At 46.1% G+C, this 21,247-nt stretch carries 22 protein-coding genes; 2 read left to right on the top strand and 20 right to left on the bottom strand.

The genetic code is table 11. The annotated features are described in order from the left end of the window. Nucleotides 1–12: 12 nt before the first annotated feature. From K5X84_RS04685 to queE, 9 genes are all read right to left on the bottom strand, one after another. Nucleotides 13–1,023: an alpha/beta hydrolase family protein gene (locus K5X84_RS04685; protein WP_222236794.1), complete on the bottom strand. Its 1,011-nt coding sequence runs from the start codon at nt 1,021–1,023 to the stop codon at nt 13–15. 83 nt (nt 1,024–1,106) lie between these two features. After that, the gene (locus K5X84_RS04680) at nt 1,107–1,406 is read right to left on the bottom strand and encodes a hypothetical protein (RefSeq protein ID WP_222236793.1); all 300 of its coding nucleotides are present in this window, start codon (nt 1,404–1,406) and stop codon (nt 1,107–1,109) included. Beyond that, on the bottom strand, nt 1,403–1,945 hold the full coding sequence (locus tag K5X84_RS04675; RefSeq protein ID WP_199494725.1) for an RNA polymerase sigma factor: 543 nt from the start codon (nt 1,943–1,945) through the stop codon (nt 1,403–1,405). The genes K5X84_RS04680 and K5X84_RS04675 overlap by 4 nt, the downstream gene beginning before the upstream one ends. Next, nucleotides 1,938–2,285: a DUF6249 domain-containing protein gene (locus tag K5X84_RS04670; protein ID WP_054487214.1), complete on the bottom strand. Its 348-nt coding sequence runs from the start codon at nt 2,283–2,285 to the stop codon at nt 1,938–1,940. Before K5X84_RS04670 ends, K5X84_RS04675 begins: the two co-directional genes overlap by 8 nt. A gap of 78 nt (nt 2,286–2,363) precedes the next feature. Further along, nucleotides 2,364–2,897 (bottom strand): DUF1543 domain-containing protein, encoded by a 534-nt coding sequence (locus K5X84_RS04665; protein WP_222236792.1) that lies wholly within the window; start codon nt 2,895–2,897, stop codon nt 2,364–2,366. Nucleotides 2,898–2,906: 9 nt separating this feature from the next. Next, entirely contained in the window at nt 2,907–3,122 is a 216-nt protein-coding gene (locus K5X84_RS04660; RefSeq protein ID WP_222236791.1) for a DUF1653 domain-containing protein, read from the bottom strand. Nucleotides 3,123–3,274: 152 nt separating this feature from the next. Next, nucleotides 3,275–3,469: a hypothetical protein gene (locus tag K5X84_RS04655; protein WP_222236790.1), complete on the bottom strand. Its 195-nt coding sequence runs from the start codon at nt 3,467–3,469 to the stop codon at nt 3,275–3,277. Nucleotides 3,470–3,566: 97 nt separating this feature from the next. Further along, nucleotides 3,567–5,321, bottom strand: coding sequence for an NACHT domain-containing protein (locus K5X84_RS04650; protein ID WP_222236789.1), 1,755 nt, complete (start codon nt 5,319–5,321; stop codon nt 3,567–3,569). Nucleotides 5,322–5,385: 64 nt separating this feature from the next. Continuing rightward, nucleotides 5,386–6,057: a 7-carboxy-7-deazaguanine synthase QueE gene (queE, locus tag K5X84_RS04645; RefSeq protein ID WP_222236788.1), complete on the bottom strand. Its 672-nt coding sequence runs from the start codon at nt 6,055–6,057 to the stop codon at nt 5,386–5,388. 62 nt (nt 6,058–6,119) lie between these two features. Between queE and queC the strand changes: the two genes are divergently transcribed. Then, the gene (queC, locus tag K5X84_RS04640) at nt 6,120–6,776 is read left to right on the top strand and encodes a 7-cyano-7-deazaguanine synthase QueC (RefSeq protein WP_222236787.1); all 657 of its coding nucleotides are present in this window, start codon (nt 6,120–6,122) and stop codon (nt 6,774–6,776) included. Between the two features lie 29 nt (nt 6,777–6,805). Here queC and nagZ read toward each other — a convergent pair whose 3' ends face one another. Then, nucleotides 6,806–7,798, bottom strand: coding sequence for a beta-N-acetylhexosaminidase (gene nagZ / locus K5X84_RS04635; protein WP_222236786.1), 993 nt, complete (start codon nt 7,796–7,798; stop codon nt 6,806–6,808). Between the two features lie 133 nt (nt 7,799–7,931). On the opposite strand from nagZ, the gene K5X84_RS04630 reads away from it, so the two are divergent. Then, nucleotides 7,932–9,272: a S41 family peptidase gene (locus tag K5X84_RS04630; protein WP_222236785.1), complete on the top strand. Its 1,341-nt coding sequence runs from the start codon at nt 7,932–7,934 to the stop codon at nt 9,270–9,272. 19 nt (nt 9,273–9,291) lie between these two features. Here the strand turns inward: K5X84_RS04630 and K5X84_RS04625 are convergent, their stop codons facing one another. The 10 genes from K5X84_RS04625 to hemA form a co-directional block, all read right to left on the bottom strand. Further along, nucleotides 9,292–11,631, bottom strand: coding sequence for an acyl-CoA dehydrogenase (locus tag K5X84_RS04625; RefSeq protein ID WP_222236784.1), 2,340 nt, complete (start codon nt 11,629–11,631; stop codon nt 9,292–9,294). A gap of 63 nt (nt 11,632–11,694) precedes the next feature. Next, the gene (locus K5X84_RS04620; protein WP_054487168.1) at nt 11,695–12,321 is read right to left on the bottom strand and encodes a TetR/AcrR family transcriptional regulator; all 627 of its coding nucleotides are present in this window, start codon (nt 12,319–12,321) and stop codon (nt 11,695–11,697) included. Between the two features lie 114 nt (nt 12,322–12,435). Then, nucleotides 12,436–13,929 (bottom strand): TrkH family potassium uptake protein, encoded by a 1,494-nt coding sequence (locus K5X84_RS04615; protein ID WP_244994825.1) that lies wholly within the window; start codon nt 13,927–13,929, stop codon nt 12,436–12,438. Between the two features lie 4 nt (nt 13,930–13,933). Then, on the bottom strand, nt 13,934–14,776 hold the full coding sequence (gene kdsA / locus K5X84_RS04610) for a 3-deoxy-8-phosphooctulonate synthase (RefSeq protein ID WP_222236783.1): 843 nt from the start codon (nt 14,774–14,776) through the stop codon (nt 13,934–13,936). Between the two features lie 15 nt (nt 14,777–14,791). Beyond that, nucleotides 14,792–16,063: a DUF819 family protein gene (locus tag K5X84_RS04605; protein WP_199494746.1), complete on the bottom strand. Its 1,272-nt coding sequence runs from the start codon at nt 16,061–16,063 to the stop codon at nt 14,792–14,794. A gap of 15 nt (nt 16,064–16,078) precedes the next feature. After that, on the bottom strand, nt 16,079–16,417 hold the full coding sequence (locus K5X84_RS04600; protein ID WP_234972446.1) for a SirB2 family protein: 339 nt from the start codon (nt 16,415–16,417) through the stop codon (nt 16,079–16,081). A 57-nt stretch (nt 16,418–16,474) separates the two neighbouring features. Continuing rightward, nucleotides 16,475–17,947, bottom strand: a complete 1,473-nt coding sequence (locus K5X84_RS04595; RefSeq protein ID WP_222236782.1) for a DUF3369 domain-containing protein — start codon at nt 17,945–17,947, stop codon at nt 16,475–16,477. A gap of 2 nt (nt 17,948–17,949) precedes the next feature. After that, entirely contained in the window at nt 17,950–18,795 is an 846-nt protein-coding gene (gene prmC / locus K5X84_RS04590; protein WP_199494747.1) for a peptide chain release factor N(5)-glutamine methyltransferase, read from the bottom strand. After that, nucleotides 18,792–19,886, bottom strand: coding sequence for a peptide chain release factor 1 (prfA, locus tag K5X84_RS04585; protein ID WP_404813274.1), 1,095 nt, complete (start codon nt 19,884–19,886; stop codon nt 18,792–18,794). Before prfA ends, prmC begins: the two co-directional genes overlap by 4 nt. A 4-nt stretch (nt 19,887–19,890) precedes the next feature. Beyond that, complete coding sequence (gene hemA / locus K5X84_RS04580; protein ID WP_222236781.1) at nt 19,891–21,162, bottom strand: glutamyl-tRNA reductase; 1,272 nt, start codon at nt 21,160–21,162, stop codon at nt 19,891–19,893. Nucleotides 21,163–21,247 lie beyond the last annotated feature (85 nt).

Raw genomic sequence — 21,247 nt, 5'->3', positions numbered from 1 at the left:
TTTACGGACAACTTACTTCCAGTTCGTTTTAAACCAAGACAGCATTTCACCTTCTATGGCTTCCGCGTTTTTGCCATAGCGATGTTTGCCGCTTTCATATATTGAAAGCTTATGAGTAAACCCTTCTTTCTCAAGCACTTTACTCAACCCTATACTGGAATCCACTAACACACGTTCATCCTTCTCGCCGTGTATCAGGAGAATAGGAATATCATTATCAATTTCATCCATCCAGAAAACCGCTGAGCGCTTCTTTAATTCAGCTTCTTTTTCTTCGTCATAATTTGGGATTCGCTCTTTATAAAGTCGCACCATTTCTGGACGGTGCTCTAATCCCTCAAATAAGTTGTATTGCCCGGCATAAAGAACAATAGAATCAACGTCTAACCCCTGCTTTACCGCTAAAAGGGACTGCATGCCACCGCGGCTAGCGCCAAATACGCCGACTTTTTCAGGGTTCACATTAGGAAAGTGTTCGAATAACTGTGGCAAAGCGACGACATCTTTCACGTCTGCGCCGCCAAATTCATCTTCACCGGGTAGTTTTGGAAAAGCTCCTCGATAGCTTGAGGCAAAAATAGCCACATTGCCCTCTGTCGCTAAATTAAAAAGTCGGCTGAATACTCGGGCAAACGTCCAGGACCCAAAACTCGCGTTCCCCCCGCGGTTATAGATAATCACGGGAAGGTCAGACTCATTTTTAGGAGCAACGTAGTATGAGTGAACCACTGCACCGTCGACTTTATACATAACGTTTTTGCAATCCAGATTCTGCCGATAACTCTCAAAATCTTCTTTTTTATAGGCAGCTTTCACCTTGCTCATAAATTTTTCGGCACCAGGCTTATCACCTTGCATTTTTGCAATCATCTGCATCCAGCTATCATAGCTGGCAAACCTTCCTTTGAAACAGTCGCTTGTACCCATTAACTTAACGTCGGGCTCCGCCTTGGCTGGCATCGCCACAAAGCTCATAGTTACGAAAAGGCTAAACATAAGAGTTTGCTTTATTGTTCTTATCATTTTTCCTTCCTTGGTTTTAAGTGTTATACCAATCAATAGATATAACAACTTACTATACGCTTAGTAATAACACAAAACTGCCTTTAACTGTTTTTCCGCGTTGACCAGAACGTTATTGAGCAAAAAGCTACAATAGCCAGTGTGAGCAAGTACGGCGACTGAGCCATGAAACTCCGTACCGGAGTCAGAATTTGATTCCCCGACACCACCCATAAAGCAGCCGCTACCAACAGCGCACTCATAAATGCCAGCAAAACAAGAATGCGACGTTTCTTCTCAGATTTTCGAATTGAGCTCAACGTTTGCTCAGTAAAGCTTTCATCAACTAAGCGAGTTTTATAGCTGAGAAGATCATTCAAAGCGTCATGTTCGGGTGCACTCATGAGGCAACCTCCTGCTTGTTTTGTGGGGCGCTGACAATATCAATCAGCTTTTGTTTTCCCCGGGCAATATGAGATTTAACCGTGCCAAGCGGTAAGTCAGTAATAGCGACAATTTCCTGATGGCTCATTCCGGCACTTAAAGACAAGGTTAAACAGGTGCGTTCCGGCACCGAAAGATGCCGCATTAGCCGCTCAACCATAATGTCGCTATCAACCGTACTGGATGGCCCCGGCATAAAAGGCAAGGCGTCGCCAGCTACCTCATTATGGTGATGCGACTTACGCTGCTCATTCAAAAAGCTACGGTACGCTATGCTGTGCAGCCAACTACTGAAACTGGCCTCGGCACGGAAACTTTTCAGGCTCTTGTAGGCGCGCAAAAACACCTCCTGCGCCAAGTCATCCGCTTGTGCGTGATCGCCCGCGGTTAATCGACGCAGAAAGTGCCGGACGCCATTTTGATGCTGGCGAACCAGAGTCGCGAAGGCGTGCTGATCGCCACGGGCAATAACCCGTGCAATCAGCGCTTTATCATTCATCGTTAGTTAAGTAAGCCGAAATTAAGAAGGCGACGCCAATAAATACCGGGAAAACCCCGAACATAACGCCGACATCCAAGTCACCCACTGACCACCCGGCCACTAAACAGGCCAGCCCTGCTGACACCAAAACCAGGCCTTTACGACGGTCGCCATGACGACTGCTGGGCGAAGTGCCCAACTGCCCTAAAAGCTCCGAAGTTAGTGTACCTCCGTTTTCCAGATGCTTTTGCAAAGTTAACTGTAAATGCTTTTTATGATGAGCCGATAAAGCCAAGCCCACAATAATAACGATTGAAATACTCAGCATGGCTGTAATTGGTACCCAAAGATCGGACATAACGCCCCCTATTGTTGTTCAATTGTTTGACTTACACAGTATTAGACACAACAACGAATACTTTTGGATGCAAAAAATTTATGGCAGTGGCTGATAGCCTTTCCAGTCAGGTACTAATTCCTGCTGCTCACCGTCATATTCAAGCGTTATGAAATGCTCATCCACCAGGTCTACGCGCAGGCAGTCATCCACAGCCAATAAGTCGTCTTTATGAATTTGCTCTGCCCCAGCTAAGCCTGCTTTAGATACTTGCGCACGCGCCAGTTGCTTTGCCGAATTAGGCGAGTCAGCAACCACCACGGTAAAGTCGTGATACTCAGCAAGTTTATTGGAGAAATAGCCGCCAAAGTTCACAAAATACAGTTTTTTGTCCGAAGGGTTAGCCGGCTTTGTCTGGGTAAGCTGAATGCGGTAGCCATCTACGTGGTGCAGGTGAACAAAACTGTCCAGGTGCAGCCCTTTTTGTGTGCCAAACCAACCTTTTCGAATGGCAGGATAGGTATCTTCCATGCGCTTACCCACCACAAAGCGAACGTCGTGCAGCTCTATATTGGCACCGGGGGCTGTGCCACCCACATAAACCAGAAACAACTTGTTATCGGTTTCGCTCATTGTTCTACCCTACTCATTACCAACAAATTGAAACCGCGGTATCTGGGTACCGTTCACGTTTACCGTTTCCACGAACATATCAAAGGGGCGTACCCAAAGCTTTTGTTCACCATAAAGGGGCTTATAAAGCACCATACACTCTTCGGTTTCGCTATGGCGGACGGTATCAATAACGCGGTAGCGACCGCCTTTGTAATGCTCGTAAATGCCTGGTTTTATGGTCATGTTGGCCTACTACAATGTACGTAGTGATTATGTATAATTTAGAAGTACCCAAAAGACAGTCAAGAACAAGCGCTTCTCATTTTATCGACTTACCTAATTCATTCTAAGTTAAATTTTTAACTATTTAGATACCATGGTGAATACGATTAAAGTTATGCAACTAAAAAATCGCTCAACTGCCTTAGGATTATTAAAGTATCGACTTCGCTCGACTTCGAACCAACTTTATGTATAAAAATAACTTTATAAACGGATCCTTTATGAATAAGCTCCTGAGAGAAGCTTGGTAGCTCATTCATTTTAACCACATCAAAAAATTTTCCTTCACAAAATAATGCCACTTTCATTCAGATTCCCTCTTAATTGAGTAAGAGGGAATTCTAAAAAATTACAAAAAAATAACTATAAGCCTTTGATTAAAGAATTGTAAGATATCGCCCAAAGTCAGAATGATATCGTAGACAACTTCCCTTTCCGCTCTTCAATTGATTTTTTTAGGATCTGTAGTTTTGAATTTACTTTTCTTGCGTACTCTAGAACTTTAGGTTCCACCATTTTTATTATCATTGGCAACTCAAGAACGGGAATGAGTAAGAGCTCATTATCTGAGCTACGATCTACCTGTTCAATAAAGGATGGTTCTTCGGATATTTTCTGTATAGTACTTCTAAGAACAAGAATTGATATATTAATATCTATAAATGGATTATCAATCTTCATTACCGAACTTGAACTAGACTCACGAACGGAATGAACCTCCGGTTTACCTTCGTCATTAAACATAAAGCTTGCTTCAACAGACGCCAGTCTATCTTCCAGATTAATCTCACCATTATTCCAACAAACTTCTTCTAAAAATCCCTCTAAGATAGGAACTAAATAATGTTCTTCAAAAAAGTTAGTATCCAACTGATGTAGAAAAATTATTTCTTGTGTATAAGATAAGAACTCAATTTGGCTTTTATAAAATTTTAGCTTATTTTCTTCCGGCATGGTGCTTATGAAACGCGACGCAAAAAACTCTCTTATGCTTTTATGTATAAAGTGATACGCAGTTCCCTCTTGTACAACTAAGCATGTATTTTTTGAACAATCCGAGAAAAAGCTCTCTGGACTTGCTGGCTCTATATTGCAATAATCTCCCGCCCTAGAAACAAACCTCCTGATGTCACTTCGCTTTACAGCTGTAGTTTTTTCTAACATACACACGAAAGAAAAAGACTCAAATAACTGCTCTAATTGACTAACATTAAGGTTAGATTTATATTCTCGCCTAAATCCAGGCTTTGTACCATCATGACGCTCCGCTAAAAGAGGGAATAGCCCGTCATAAAATTCTGTCGGTGACTCAGGGATCTTTTGAAAGCTTTTATAAGTGATAGTGAATAAAGTCAGTAAAAGAGGGGTTGATATAAGGGATATCACATCTGATTTTGCACCTTTAAGGGCACCTAATATTTCGCCTACTAAACCATCATCCTCAATGAGTAAGTTTAACAAAGGTTCAAAATCTTTTTCGCTTAACTTTTTTAATTCATATACCTTAACAAAAGATAGTTTCTGTATTTCTGAACCAGGTCGGGAGGATACTAAAACCTTCATTTCTGAAACTTTAAAAAACAAACCCTCTAAATATGAAACAGTATCTTTAACGTTTTCATCAGGAATTTCATCGAACGCATCTAATATTAACGTAAAATGCCCAGACTTCAGTATTGTCTCAATTTCAGATTCAGACTCAATTGAAATTCCGAGTTCTTTTAGGCATTCAGAAATTAAACTTCTAATTGAATTGACTTTTGATATTTTTCTCAACTCAATAAAAATAGGAATACTTGTTCCCGATCTGATCTCCTGACTAGTCAAGTATCTAAGTAAGATAGACTTTCCTTGACCAGCAGTACCTTGTATGACTATATGTTTATTATCAAACTCATCTAATCTGTCCAGCTGAAATTCATCAGATTCATGTAGAACTTTAGATGGATAATAAAATTCCCTTAAGTTTACAGAACGGTTATATTGCCAAAATGTCTTAACTTCCTCTACCTGAATAGCTTTGCGATACAAGTCTGAGAAACTCACGTCTTCATTTAGCTGTATAGTGCTATTGCTAGAAATGTATGTAAAAAGACTCTTCAGTAAATGTCTATAACCTTCTTCCCCAGCTAATTTTAAAAAATCCAAGTCTTCAGACATAAAAAAGATACCTTAATATTAAATAGTTATATTAATGCTATCTTTTATAGCAAACGAATGCTTTCTACTCAATACTAAGATATTTATGCATCTGCACAGAAAGGCGCCAGTTGCGCGCTATGCAAGTTTTCATAGCAAGCTCGGTGGCGCGTGGGCGTTGGCTTATAGGTTGCAGGCAAATTACGGCGTCTGCTTTGGGTGGGCAGCGTTTTAGAAGGGAGTCTAACGCGTCTATGTGCTTTTGCATGGCTACGGGGTGCTTTATTTCGTTAGCGTGTGCCATACAGTCTGGGCGTACCAGGTAGCCGCCTGGCATATCCAGTTTGGGCGACACCGTTACCCAGGTGTTGTCAGTTACTTTTAGCTCAAAGGTACCGCTGGTTTCTATTTGCAGTTGGTAACCTTTGGCTTCTAAGGCATTACCAAGCGGCAGCAGATCAAACATAGCAGGTTCGCCGCCGGTTATAACTACGTGTTTGGCGGTGTAACCTTCTTTTTCAAAGCGGCTGATAATGTCTTCTGCGGTCATTTCAGCCCACTCAGCGGTAGCTTCGGTTTTTGCCATTAGGCGCTCAACGCTTACCTGGTCACTTGGGTTGGTCTCCCATGTGTGCTGGGTATCGCACCATGGGCAACCCACAGGACAACCCTGCAAACGCAGAAAAATAGATGGCACTCCGGTAAAGGTGCCCTCGCCTTGCAAGGTTTCAAAAATTTCGTTGATGCGGTAAGGCATAGCTTCCGTTAAAATGGCTTTGGCTAGAATGTATGAATGCGGATTATACGGGGAGTTACAGCATGTCGCAAAAGGTCGTTGTTATTTATTCAGGCGGAATGGACTCGTTTACCGTTTTGCACAAAGCGCTACAAGAGGGAAACGAGGTTCTGGCACTGTCGTTTAACTATGGGCAACGCCATGTAAAAGAGCTTGAAGTTGCGGCTAACGTCTGTAAACAGCATGGAATACCCCATAAAGTTATCGATATTACCGCTATTAACTCTCTGCTTTCCGGCAGTTCACTCACCGACGACATAGACATTCCCGAAGGGCACTACGAAGAAGAGTCAATGAAATCTACCGTAGTACCCAACCGCAACATGATTTTGCTGTCACTGGCCATTGGTTACGCCGTGTCCGAAAACGCCTCGGCGGTTTACTATGGTGCGCACTCGGGTGATCACGCTATTTACCCCGACTGCCGCCCCGAGTTTGTACGCCAAATGGATGTAGTGAGTAAAATGGCGAACTACGACCCAGTAGCCGTCCACGCCCCCTACTTAGATGTAGATAAAAACGCGATTTTAGCCGACGGCCTGAAAATGGGGTTGGATTACAGCCAAACCTGGACTTGCTATAACGGCCGCGACAAAGCCTGTGGTAAATGCGGAGCTTGTCAGGAGCGCTTAGAGGCCTTCGCCGCCAACGGCATTGAAGACCCCATTCTTTATGAATAAAGAGCTACGAATAAAAGGCTCCGAATAACCTACAACCAGCGTTGGGCTTGCTCCCAGCGCTCGGTGCGTTTTAACTCTTCCAGCGAAACCGCTGGCGATGACATCAGCATTCTATTCACACGTTGTGCGCTTTCTGGCTCGGTAGCGGGTAAGTTAGCGTCCAGCACTTGCACTGCGCCTGCTCTGTCGTTACACACCAGTATCATGTCGCAGCCGGCGTTAAGAGCGGCGACGGCGCGTTGCTGCATGTCACCGGCAACGGTAGCACCCTGCATAGACAGGTCGTCACTAAATATGGTGCCATTAAACTGCAGCTCGCTGCGCAGTATCTGTTGCAACCAAAACTCGCTAAAACCGGCGGGCTGAGGGTCAATTTGCGGGTAAATAACATGGGCCGGCATAATGCCGTCCAGTTTCTGGCTTAATGACAAAAATGGTTTTAAGTCATGGGCCCTAATTTGCGCCAGAGTTCGGTCATCTTCAGGAATGGCAATGTGGGAATCGGCCTGAACGGAGCCATGCCCCGGGAAGTGTTTACCGGTACACGCCATACCCGCCTCGTGCATGCCTTCAATAAAAGACGACGCCAGTTTAGAAATTTCAGATGGCACTGCTGAAAAAGCGCGATCACCAATAACATCACTGCAGTCGTCTACGTCCAGCACTGGTGCAAAGCTAATATCAATACCTACAGCCTGAACCTCTGCTGCCATTAGCCAGCCTAAATCGCGGGCGGCGCGCTGCCGTTCGTCTTCGTTTTCTATTTGTTGCAGCGACCCCATAGCAGGAATAGCGCTAAAGCCTTCACGGAAACGCTGCACACGCCCACCTTCGTGGTCTACCGCAATGAGCAAAGGTTTGCCGGCGGCCGCTCGTGCCTCGCGTGTCAGCGCCTGTAACTGCTCTAAGGACGCAAAGTTGCGTGTAAATAAAATAAGGCCGTTAACGGCGGGTGCCGCAAGAAGTTTTTTGTCTTCGGCGGTCAGCTCAGTGCCCGCAATATCTATCATTACTTGTGCCATAACAGCGGCTTTCTCGTTTGGTTTTCAATAGTCAGCAGTTTGCCATGAGTTAAGTAAAGACGCCATGTTCCCTGTTTATCTTTTCGCTCCTTATGCTAAATTAACATTTTTACAACACAATAAGAGATGCAGTATGAGACTCGACAAATCACTTTTATGCATAGGTATTACTCTGGCCCTTTCTGCCTGTGGTGGTTCAGATAGCGGTGGTACGGACAATTCTGGTGGAACCAATAACGACGATGGTTACGCCTTTTGCTCGGTCGAGGACCAAAATCAGCGCTTTTTCGAATACATGAAGGACGACTATTTTTGGGCTGACCAACTGCAGGACAGTTTAGATCCTGAAGCTTTTGACGATGTGTATGCGGTACTTGAAGAACTGCGTGTACCGGAGGACCGCTACAGCTATATATTAACGGAGGAAGAGTACGATCAGCTGTTTGTCAGCGCTACCTACTTCGGCTTTGGCTTCTCTATGGAACAAATTAGTGAAAGCCGCGTTAAGTTTCGCTTTGTCTATGACGACTCCCCTGCCGATACCGCAGGCATTGACCGCGCCGATGAACTTATTGCTATTGAGGGTGTAGCGGTTTCTGAACTGCTTGCTAATGGTGAATTTAATGACGCACTGGGCCCTAATGAAGAAGGTCTGAGCCGCGAAATTACCTGGCAAAAGCCTGACGGCACAGAACAAACTGAAGTGCTAAGTAAAGTTGAAGTAGAAACCAATACCGTTATGGGTGCTCAAACTTACCAGCTGAACGGCGAAACCGTTGGCTACTTTACATTAGATTCTTTCATTAACCGCACCGGCGACGACTTAAACAATGCCTTTGATTTATTTGCAGCTGAAGGTATTAACCATTTAGTCATTGATGTTCGCTACAACGGTGGTGGTTTGATCCGCTACGCTAACCAGGTCGCAACTCAGGCGGCAGGCATAAATGTGCAGGGTGAAACCTTTTTGGAGTACCGTTTTAACGAACAAAACAGCAACAATAATCAGAGCATTGACTTTAGTCTGGTCGATGGCGTTGAACAGCTAGATTTAGACCGTGTATTTGTACTGACTACCGGCAGCAGTTGTTCGTCTTCAGAAATCATTATTAACTCCCTGAGTCCTCACATTGAGGTTGTTACTGTTGGTGAACCCACCTGTGGGAAACCGGTAGGCCAACAGCCCGAAGAGCTGTGCGATAAAGTCACCTTTGCGATTAACTTTGAGACCGTAAACTCAGAAGGTGAAGGCAAATATTACGACGGTATTGCTCCGAACTGTTCAGTTGAAGACGAAATTGTCGGAGACTGGGGTAGCGCTGAGGATCCAATCACAGCGGCTGCAAATACTTACATCAGCAGTGGCAGCTGCCCTGCCGCTTCAGCTAGCGCAGAAACGAAAAAGAGCGCTCAGAAGCGCTCTTTTGTAACACCTATCTACAATATGAAAGATAAGCGCGAGTCTATTCAGTAAGAACTCGTATTTGCAGCGGTTAGTCTTTAACCGCTGCTTTTCTTATGTCACCTTTCGCCGTATAGAACTGATTATTCTCAATAATACCCGGCGCAAAGCTGTCGACACCAATAGCGGTTAAACGCAGTTCTTCGGTTTCAGCCAACTTATCAGCCGTTTCTTTGTCGACTAAGCCTTTTTGCAGTGCCGCATCGGCCAGTTCCTGACCATTAAGGTTGGAAGATAACTCACCACGTTTTTGCGCCTTACGCAGTGTTTTATAAACCGGCTTCATTTCCAGCATAGACAAAAATGCTTTTTCCATGTGTCCGGTAGCGTCACCGATGCTGTCTTTCCAGTAGCACAAGAAGGTGTGACGGTCACGGGTAACACCCGGCTCCATCATGCTGGTGCTGATATTCTGTAAGATCTCATCTGATGGCTTTTTGAAGTGATTTCCCAGAGGGAAAATCAGTATACGCATTACCCACGCCATAAAGCGGTTCGGGAAGTTGTCAAAGAAGCCATAGAAGGCATCAGCAATGCTGAATAAATGGTGTTTAAGCGCGTAATGAACGTAAGGCAAGTCAGCCACCTGGCGACCTTCATCTTCAAAGCGCTTAAGTACTGCCGAAGCCATATACAAGTGGCTTAACACATCGCCTAAACGGGCTGAGATCATCTCTTTACGCTTTAAATCGCCTCCCATCATCAGCATGGAAATGTCCGACGCCAGTGCAAGCCCCCGGCTCATACGGCCCAGCTTGCGGTAATAGTGCGCGGTTTCACCACTAACCGGTGATTCGCCAAAACGAGCACCAGTAAGACCCAGCCACAAGCTGCCAAAGACGTTGCTAGCAGCAAAGCCAATATGTTTCAGTAGCAGGCTGTCAAAGTCGCGCATACCTTCGTCTTCATTCGGGTTAGCCGCAGCCTTCATTTCTTTTAACACGTAAGGGTGGCAACGCGTTGCACCCTGACCAAATATCATCAAGTTGCGAGTCAGAATATTCGCGCCTTCAACGGTAATGGATACCGGTGTTGCCATGTACGCATGACCCAAATAGTTATGCGGACCTAACTGAATGCCTTTACCGGCATGAATATCCATGGCGTGTTCAAGTACCTCGCGCCCCATTTCGGTCATATGGTACTTAGTCATGGCCGTAACAACAGACGGGCTCTGCCCCTGACATAATGCAGAAATAGTCAGTCGGCGTGTTGATTCCAGAATGTAGTTGGTACCACCAATTTTACCCATTGATGACTGAACGCCTTCAAACATACCAATGGGCATACCAAACTGCTGACGAACGTAAGCATAAGCACCGGTCATACGCTGGGTAACGTGGCCCGACGCCGTAGCCAAGGCCGGTAAAGAAATACCACGGCCAGCTGACAAGCATTCGACCAACATACGCCAGCCTTTACCAGCGTAATCAGCACCACCAATAATCCAGTCCAGCGGAATGAAAACGTCTTTACCAAAGGTTGTACCGTTAAGGAAAGCCTGGTTCAGCGGGAAATGGCGGTCGCCAATTTCAACGCCTTTGTGCGAAGTAGGAATTAACGCACAAGTAATACCTATTTCTTTTTTACTGCCTAAAAGCGCTTCGGGGTCATAGAGTTTAAAGGCCAAACCCAAAACGGTTGCTGACGGAGCCAGTGTAATGTAGCGCTTAGACCAATTAAGACGAATACCGACAACTTCTTTGCCTTCGTGCTCGCCTTTGCAAATGATGCCTTCATCGGGAATAGCACCCGCGTCGGAGCCAGCCTCAGGTCCTGTCAGTGCAAAACAAGGAATGTCTGTTCCGTCCGCAAGGCGTGGTAACCAATAGTCTTTTTGCTCTTTTGTACCATAGTGAGTCAGTAACTCACCCGGACCTAATGAGTTAGGCACCATGACCGATACCGCCGCACTGATAGAGCGGCTGGCAATTTTCGAAACAATGTAAGAGTTTGCCGCGGGAGAAAAATCCAGGCCGCCGTGATCTTTGCCAATAATCATGGCAAAGAAACGTTCTTTACGCAGGTAGTCCCAAACTTGTTTGGGTAAGTCACGGTCTTGTTGAACAATTTTAAAATCGTCCAGCATGTCCATCAGTTTTGCCAACTGGTTATCGACAAACGCCTGCTCATCAGCGGTCAGTTTTGGCTCGGGTACATCAAGTAACTTCTGCCAGTCTGGGCGGCCGCTGAACAACTCGCCGTCCCACCAAACGTCACCCGCTTCCATAGCTTCGCGTTCGGTATCCGACATAGGCGGCAAAATGCGCTTAAAAATAGCAAAAACCGGTTTAGTTACCAGGCTGCGACGGATATCTCCGACTGCAAACACCAGTACCACTAAAACCACTAACAGAATAAAAATTTCCATGGTTATCTCCAGTGCACCATCACAATAAAAGTGTCGTCAAATCTCGAACTTACAACGGTATCTTTACGCTTCTTCAAGCCCGCCGGAAACAAAAGGTATGAGCTGATCAATGACGTCCTGCGCCTCAACCTTTTCATTAAATTCCGACTGAGCAATTTCAATTAAAGCCTGCCCCGATACTTGAGCAAAAACGGCGGCGCCTAATATAAAGTGTAGACGCCAAAACATTTGTTGCTCATCTAAATGTGGATTTGCGCGCTTTAACAGAGCTAATAAATGCTGCAATACACCGCCAAACTCTTGCTGAGTATATTTGCGCAAATGCCCCTGAATTTCAGAATAAGCAAAGCCGAGTAATCTTAAAAAGATATCCGGCCCTTGTTTATTAACCTCAGTTAACTTTGCCAGCGGTATTTTGAAACGCTTAAACAGTTCTTCTGTTTTTAACTCGCTTTGCTGTTCAGCCTGTTGCAGCTGTTCTTCCAAAACAGGCATAAAAATAACTAAATAGCGTGCCATTACCGCTTGAATAAGCGCTTTTTTTGAACCAAAGTGATAATTGACAGAGGCAAGGTTAACCCCCGCCTCCTGCGTGATTTGCCGTAAAGAGGTTTGCTCAAATCCATCTCTGGAAAAAAGCATTTCTGCGGCGTTGAGTATTTTCTTTTGAGTCGAAATGCGTGCTGCCATGAAATAAATAAACGCATGATTTAAACATGCGTTTAATCTAATTCATGTCGTTTCAGCGTGCAAGTGTTCGCTGAATTTATTTTGATCTGCCGCGTAAACTTAATTGCATAAGATTTAATGCCGCCAGTAATGACGGTGGAACAGAATAAGTACGGTCATAATTTCAAGACGACCCGCCAACATTGCAAAAATAAGCAGCAATTTAGCGCCGCCGTCCAGGCTTGAGAAGTTACCTGCCGGACCTATAATTTCGCCTAAACCAGGGCCGACGTTACCCACCGCCGAGGCAGCACCGGATATTGCTGTCAAAAAGTCGAGGTCAAATAACGACAAACCCAGCGCTATAACGGCTATAAGAAGAAAGTACATAAAACAGAAAGCAACCATAGAGCCCAGCAGCGAGTCGTTGACCCGGCGCTCCTGATAAGTTTGCACACTAACCAGGTTAGGATGAATTAACTGGCTGAACTGCTTTCTTAATAAAAGTTGTGACAACTGAAAACGGAAAATTTTCATGCCACCGGAAGTTGAACCGGTACAACCACCAATAAACATCAAATAGAAGAAGACCATTAACGACCAGCTTCCCCAACTGCCGTAGTCTTCTGTTGCGTACCCCGTTGTTGTTACCACCGACACCACGTTAAAAGCAGTGTGCATTAACGCATCGCCAAATTCCCGACCTTTGGCTATTTGCACCAAAGTAATCAACGCAATAGCAATAAGCAGAAAAGTTACAAAGGCGCGCACCTGAGTGTCTTTCCAAAGCGGTTCAAAGTCTCTTTTCAGTAACCGTATATAAAGCACAAAGGGTAGTGCCCCGGCCACCATAAAAATGGTGCCCGTTACAACCAGGAATGGGGTATCAGAAAAGTGCCCAAAAGAGGCATCGTAGTTTGAGAAACCGGCAGTCCCAATAGTCGTCATGCCGTGGACAAAAGCGTCAAAACTGCCCATCCCGCCAATTAAATACAGACCAATAACCGCCGCCGTTAATATGAGGTACACTCGTCCTATTGCCATAACCATATGGCTTGAGCGCGGCATAAACTTGCCCGACATATCGGATGATTCAGCCTGGAACAGGCGCATCCCCCCCACTTGGAGGAAAGGTAAAATTGCCATTGCCATTACGATGATTCCAATACCACCTAGCCACTGCAGCATAGCGCGCCACAACAGTACACTGGCGGGTAGATCATCCAACCCTGAAATAACCGTTGCACCGGTTGTGGTAATAGCCGACATGGCTTCAAACCAGGCGCTTGAAAAATCGAGATAAGGCTTCGCAAAAATAAAAGGCAAGGTTGCAAATAAGCTGGCTGACACCCAACACAACGAGGTCAGCAAGAAGACTTGTCGCGCTCTGAGCTTAGCATCGCCAACTGGCTGCAGAAATAAAACCAAGCCAACAACCAAGCCAATAATAGAGAGCGTTAAATAGGTCCATTGCTCTTTCTCGCCGCTGACAACCGCCATAACGAAAGGGGCAAGCAACGCAATAGAAAGCAGCGCAATCAATCCGCCCACCGCTTTTAGCAGTAGCTTAATGGCCTGTCGACTATCAAGCGGCGTTTGCCGTAAGGATTGATTGCTGTGCAATGACATAGTGTCAGTTAGACGTATCTAAAGGCGCAAATGACTTCACTAAGTCGTCAATGGCTTTCATTTGCTGCAAATAAGGCTCTAACGCATGTAAAGGTAACGCGCAGGGTCCATCGCACTTGGCTTCATCGGGGTTAGGATGAGCTTCAATGAACAAACCGGCAATACCCAATGACATACCAGAGCGAGCCAGTTGTGCAGCCTGTGCCCGCCGACCATCGGCTGAGTCAGCTCGTCCTCCCGGACGTTGCAAGGCATGAGTAGCGTCAAAGATAACCGGCGCCATGGGCTTCATATCATCCATGCCAAGCATATCAACAACCAAATTGTTGTAACCAAAGCTTGAGCCACGCTCACATAACATGATTTTTTCGTTGCCCGCTTCTGCAAACTTTTTGATGATGTGCTTCATTTCATGCGGCGCAAGAAACTGTGGCTTTTTAATGTTAACCATAGCGCCAGTTTCCGCCATGGCAACCACCAGGTCAGTCTGTCGCGCAAGAAACGCAGGAAGCTGTAATACATCAACCACTTCCGCTACCGGGGCCGCCTGATGGGGCTCGTGGACGTCGGTAATAAGAGGCACGTTAAACTGCTGCTTTACCTCTTCAAAAATGCGTAAGCCCTCTTCCAGGCCGGGTCCGCGAAATGAATGAATGGACGACCGGTTAGCTTTATCAAATGATGCCTTAAACACGTATGGAATACCCAGTTTGCTGGTTACTTCCACATAATGTTCGGCAATTCGCAGGGCTAAGTCACGAGACTCCAGCACATTCATTCCGCCAAATAAAGCAAACGGCTTGTCATTTGCAATTTGAATGTCGTCCAGCTGCAATTCTTTGATCATCCTAAACTCCTGCGATTAGCTACCAACAACACGTAAGATCTGGCCTGCGAAGTACGCCATGTAAGTTCCCAGCGCATACCCCATTACCGCTAATAATACACCAACCGGCGCTAATGAAGGATGAAAAGCTGAGGCAACAACAGGTGCTGACGCCGCACCACCAACGTTCGCCTGACTGCCAACCGCCATATAGAACACGGGAGCACGCAACAGTTTTGCCACCAATAGCATCAAGCCAGCATGAATGATCATCCAGATAGCACCAATTAAGAAGTACTTCGGGGTTTCCACAATTTTTGTGACATCCATATGCAGGCCAATACTGGCAACCAGAACATAGACGAAAACTGAGCCAATTTTCGAAGCGCCGGCAGCTTCCATTGACCGGGCCCGGGTAAAGGACAGCGCGATACCGCCAGCGGTTGCAAGCACAATCACCCAGAAAAATAAGCTGTCTAAACTGAATTTACTCAATGCCGGGTAATTCGTCGCTATTGCCGGTGCAATCCAGTCAGCTAATAAATGCGCCAAACCAGCAACACCAAAGCCAATAGCTAAAATGAGCATCAAGTCGCGTAGGCTGGGGTTTCTGACATGCTCGGCTTCATACTTTTCAACTCTGTGGCGAATATTGTCGATAGCTGATGTATCTGCTCCTGTACGAGCGTCTATCTTCTTAGAGTTTGCAGCCATATACAGCAATACTGCCATCCAGAGGTTGGCGACAATAATATCAACAGTGACCATGGCGGAAAAAATATCGCCACCCACTTCATACACTTCTTTCATTGCGGCCTGGTTCGCACCACCGCCAATCCAGCTTCCGGCAATTGTTGTCATTCCTCGCCAGACAGCGTCAGGTCCTGCTCCGCCTATCATTTCCGGAAACAGAGTGGAAACCAGTAGCAAAGCAATTGGACCACCAATCACAATACCGAAGGTACCGGTTAAAAACAGAATAAGAGCCTTAGAACCAAGACCTAAAACGGCTTTAACATCCAGACTTAAAGTCAGTAAAACCATACAGGCAGGTAACAGGTAATCCATAGCAATATCGGTTACTGCTGTCTGGTTTCCGTCAACAATACCAAAGGTATTCAATAACGAGGGCAGAAAATAACAAAGCAACAACGCAGGAACAAAACGGTAAAACTTTTTGAAAGCAGGGTGTTCACTGGTGTTTGTATAAAAAACGAAACCGAGAATTGCAAATAATAACCCGGCAACAACTCCGTCGTTGGTAATTAACGCATTGGTTTGAGAAACAACTGATTCAGGCGCCAACATAAATATTCCCTTAAATTAACCGGCAATAAGTGCTTGTTTTGACATTGCAACGTGCAGCAGAAATGCTATCCAGCCACAGGCGCCAATAAACCCAAGCCAGCGAGCGCCAGCTGTCTTTCCTTTCATGGCTAATACGCCAAAGCCAATGTAAGCAATAACACCTATCACTTTGTCCGTTAGCCAGGGAACCTGAATTGGGTACATACTTAAGCTCACCATGATACCAACGGCGCTAAGCAGCAATAAGGTGTCGTTAACGTGAGGGACTATTTTTAACCACTTCTTTTTAACTAATGGCGAGTCAATTAATTGCAGTACGAAACGGAATAAAAAAAGGCTGATCGAAATCAGCACAAACAATACATGTAAGTGTTTAAAAGCAGTGTACACAAGTAACCTCTTATTATTTAATTAAATTTTTCTAAGTTCAGGCAGGGCTTTAATCACTACATCAAGAAACTTGGGTGAATAGTAGCGACCTTTTTCATCGTTCAACCGTACTGTAATATCGTCATCGCTGATGCCACTCTCCCACCATTCCAGGAGCTGCTCAGTTAATAACAAAACTTGAGTACTTATTGCAATATCGGAACCTTGTTTACCTTCCGGCAAACCCAGTCCGTCCCACCGCTCAAGTCTTTCTATTAATGCTCTATGGGCACTCTGTGTTGCTTCATGCTCACCATGCGCTAATGCTCTCAGTGAACGTGCCACACGCTGCTGACAGGTTGTTTCTACGGCAGCTGCGGCATCAGTTGCGCAATCGAGTAATGGCCGAGCTTGTGCGAACAATGACCAGGCTAATGCGGTCGTTTCCGCGTCATCTGCAACAACCCGTTGTGCTATTTCGTAAGTCAAACGAACTTCATTGTCTTGCTCAAGAACACGATTAAACTGGCTTGCATGGTGAAGCATGAGCTGATCCGCTAAGCGCGCCAGGAATTTATCGGAATCTTCCAGGCACACAACGTTATCCTGTGCCAGTTGGACGTTCTCTGAAAACAATTGAAGAACGTGATGATCGTCTGCGGTCAGAGGGCGAGACAAGCCTCCGATAAACAAAACGGATCCATGTGTACGACAGTGACTGCGGCAATATAAAAGCACGAAGTCGTCGCCATAATAGGAACCATGGTTCGCAATAACATGCTCAAGTTCTGACAAAGCTTTTGACGGGATAACAGAGCGTAAGGTTTGCCCGACACAAACTTTCGAGTCTTCACCATGAGCGGCCAGAACTTTATAGGTGGAGCCGTCTTCATTAGACGTTGCATAAAGCGTCTGCTTTGCCCCGCCAATAACCCAACTGAGTTGTTGCACTAAACCATCAACAAAGCTATTCATTGGCTGTAAAGCGTAAAGGTTCGCAGAAGCTGAGATGATTTTTTCAAGCCCGTGACGGCTTTGGTCAATCGACATAATATCGCGGTATGAACGCAACGATGACATGACTGCGGTAAAGAGTTTTTGCGCCGTAAGTTCTGTCTTAGACTTATAGTCGTTAATATCGTAATTAACGATAACCGTACGCTCTGGCGCTTGCCCCGGCTGCCCGGTTCGCAGAATAATGCGGGTAAAGTGGTTGTCTGCCTGTTCGCGAATATAGCGCGCCACCTGCAGTCCGGCGTCGTCTGTTTCCATGACAACATCCAGTAACAGTATTGCCGCATCAGGGTGTTCATCGATTAATTGCCGCGCTTCTTCACCAGAAAAAGCACTGTAAAACTTTAACCCCCGACCTAAAAAATTAAAGTCGTTTAAGGCCAGTTTGGTTACGGCGTGCACCTCTGGTTCGTCGTCGACAATCAGAATTTTCCAGTATTCTGTCGGTAATTTTGTGGTTTGCTGGCTGGCTTCGTCAGCAAACATAAACTGATTGCTCATTATTATTCTCTCTCCGCCCTGGCTTTCTTCCCACCGGTAACTCGTTCTACCCTAGCATAATCCTGCCAACGGTTAATCATTTTATAACCATTTTTCAACAACAGCTCAACGACACTATCTGCCTGTTGCCATCCTTGCTCAAGTAGTAACCAGCCCTGTTCAACTAAACGTTCATTAGCCTGTTTTATAATAGTCTCAATATCGGCTAAACCATTATTTTCTGCAACTAATGCCGTATGGGGTTCAAATCTAACATCCCCTGCGCCTAAATGTGGATCGCCAGCATCAATATAAGGTGGGTTGGATAGCACCAAGTCAAAGTTAAGCGACTTTGGCACAGATTGAAACCAGTCGCTGTACAAAATATCAACATCTAAGCCTAATTTTTTACTATTACGCTTAGCCAGTTCAACGGCTGCTTCATTGCTGTCACACGCCATAACCTGCCACCCGGGTCGTTCCGACTTTAGCGCCAGTGCCACCGCTCCGGTTCCTGTGCCTAAGTCGAGCACACGGGCGTTTTCAGGAAGATCCAGGCTAAGGGCGGCTTCAACCAGGGTTTCGGTGTCAGGCCGGGGGATCAAAGTGCTGTCGTTAACTTCAAGCATCAGTGACCAAAACTCGCGGCGACCGGTTATATGAGCCACCGGACGCCCCTTCTGGCGAGTTGCAATAACGCTCCGATAATGCTCAAGCTGCTCAGCCGTGAGTTCTTTTTCAGGCCAGGTCAGAAGATAGGCTTTTTCTTTATTCAACACATAACAAAGTAAGGCAGATACATCAGCAGCCGCGTCTTCGCTTTGACTTAACTGCTCTCTGCCCCAGATTATCGCCTGCTGTAGTGTCATTGCTGTCCTTCAGACAACGCCGCCAGTTGATCGGCTTGATGCTCAGTAATGATTGCATCGAGTATTAAGTCGATATCGCCGGTTAGCACTTCATCTAATCGGTACAAGGTAAGGTTAATGCGGTGGTCTGTAACACGGCTCTGCGGATAGTTGTATGTACGGATACGCTCCGAACGGTCACCACTGCCCACTAAGTTACGACGCGTGCTGTCTTCTTCAGCCTGACGTTTTTCGTCTTCCAGACGCTGTATTCTTGCCTGCAAAACCGACATGGCTTTCGCTCGGTTTTTATGTTGAGAACGCTCTTCCTGACACTCAACGACCACCCCTGTCGGTAAGTGGGTAAGGCGAATGGCTGAATCGGTACGGTTAACGTGCTGACCACCCGCTCCTGAGGCGCGGTAAGTATCAACACGTAAGTCGGCCGGGTTAATTTCAACAGCTTCGGCTTCCGGAATTTCCGGCAACACCGCTACGGTACAAGCTGAAGTATGAATACGACCCTGCGACTCTGTTTCGGGAACACGTTGTACGCGGTGGCCGCCCGATTCAAACTTCATTCGACCGTAAACACCGTCACCACTCATATGCGCAATAATTTCTTTATAACCGCCGTGTTCGCCATCACTAGCACTGACAATATTCACTTTCCAACCATTTTTTTCTGCGTAACGGCTGTACATACGGAATAAGTCACCAGCAAATATTGAAGCTTCATCACCACCGGCGCCGGCCCGAATCTCCAAATAGCATGAACGGTCGTCGTTCGGGTCTTTAGGCAACAGCAACAGCTGCAGGCGGTTTTCCAGATCTTCTTCTGCTTCTTTGGCTTGCTTAAGCTCTTCTGCCGCCATTTCTCGCATCTCTGCGTCATCATCCTCAGCCATATCTTTGGCTGCGGCTTGATCATCCTGGTTCTGGCGATACTCTTCAAAGCACCCGACCACTTCTTCCAGTTGAGAATATTCGCGAGATAAAGCACGGAAACGGTTTTGATCGCTGATCACATCGGGCTCACCCAATAAAGCCTGCACTTCCTGATAACGCTCAACTAAGCCTTCTAGTTTGCGTTCAATGGATGGATTCAACATGTTTTTATTTGCCTTCTGATGGGTCAGAGGATGGCTCTGACCAAAGTTGTTGCAAAACGGCCAGCGTGTATTGATCGTTATTTTCGCCGGCAGATTTTAATAAGTTTGTCGGTTTGTGCGTTAACTGCTGCACCAGACGGTGACTGAACCTTTGCAGAACTTCAGCCGGGTCTTTACCCTGCTCAAGTTGGGCCAGCGCCTTTTTTAACTGCTCGTCGGCCAGAGTTCGCGTATGTGTCCGGTACTCTCGCACAAGCTCAACACTGTTAAGAGATTTCAGCCAGTCATTAAACTCTTGAGTCTGCTGCTGGATAATGACTTGCGCTTCACGCGCCGCCTGTTCACGGTTGCGAATGTTTTCGCTAATAATGCTTTGCAAGTCATCCACGGTATAAAGGTAGGCGTCGTCCAGTTCGTTAACCTGTTCTTCTATATCTCGGGGAACCGCTAAATCTATCAATAACATAGGCCTGTGACGGCGTTTTTTCAGCGCTTTTTCAATGCTGCCCTTACCCACAATAGGTAAAGTACTGGCAGTTGAACTGACAACAATATCGGCCTGTGGCAGAAGCTCAGAAAGCTCCGATAAACTGTGCGCTGTCGCCCCGACTCTCTCAGCCATTTCACGTGCGCGCTGTAAGGTTCTGTTAGCGACAATAATTTCGCTGACACCTTGTTGCTTTAAATGCTGAGCAACGAGCTCGGATGTATCGCCGGCACCAATAAGTAAGACTTTTGAGTTCTGTAAATTGGCAAAAATATGGCGCGCCATAGAAACGGCAGCATAGGCTACCGAAACCGCATTCTGACCAACTGCAGTTTCATTTCTTACGGTTTTTGCTACCCGGAAAGTTTGCTGGAACAAACGCTCGAGAATGCCACCGACAGAAGCTTGTCGTTTAGCGGCCTGGTACGCTTGCTTTACCTGCCCCAGAATTTGCGGCTCGCCCAGCACCAGAGAGTCTAAACCGCTGGCAACGGACATAAGGTGGGTGATGGCTTGTTCGCCCTGAAATAAATAGTGGTGATTTTCCAGAGCATCAGGAGGCAGGCTATGAAAACCCGTCAGCCAGCCCAATAGCAAGTCACCGGATACTTCACCGCGACAATACAGCTCTGTACGATTACAAGTAGAGACAATAACCGCTTCTTCAACGCCTTGAAGGTTACGCACGGCCTGCAACGCAGTGTCGAGCTGTTCGGCACTAAACGCGACTTGCTCACGCAAATCTACCGATGCTGTTTTGTGATTAATTCCAAGAGCTGAAATGGTCATCTGACTGTGAAACTCGTTATCCCAACGCGGCCAAAATCTAAGTTGTCCGATTGTACGTGAAAGCCTTAGTCATTGAAAGTCACAG

The organism is Idiomarina abyssalis (genome assembly GCF_019797805.1).
Classification (GTDB): domain Bacteria; phylum Pseudomonadota; class Gammaproteobacteria; order Enterobacterales; family Alteromonadaceae; genus Idiomarina; species Idiomarina abyssalis.
The sequence above is the reverse complement of the archived record's forward strand: the minus strand, read 5'-3'. Positions and strand labels throughout refer to the sequence as shown.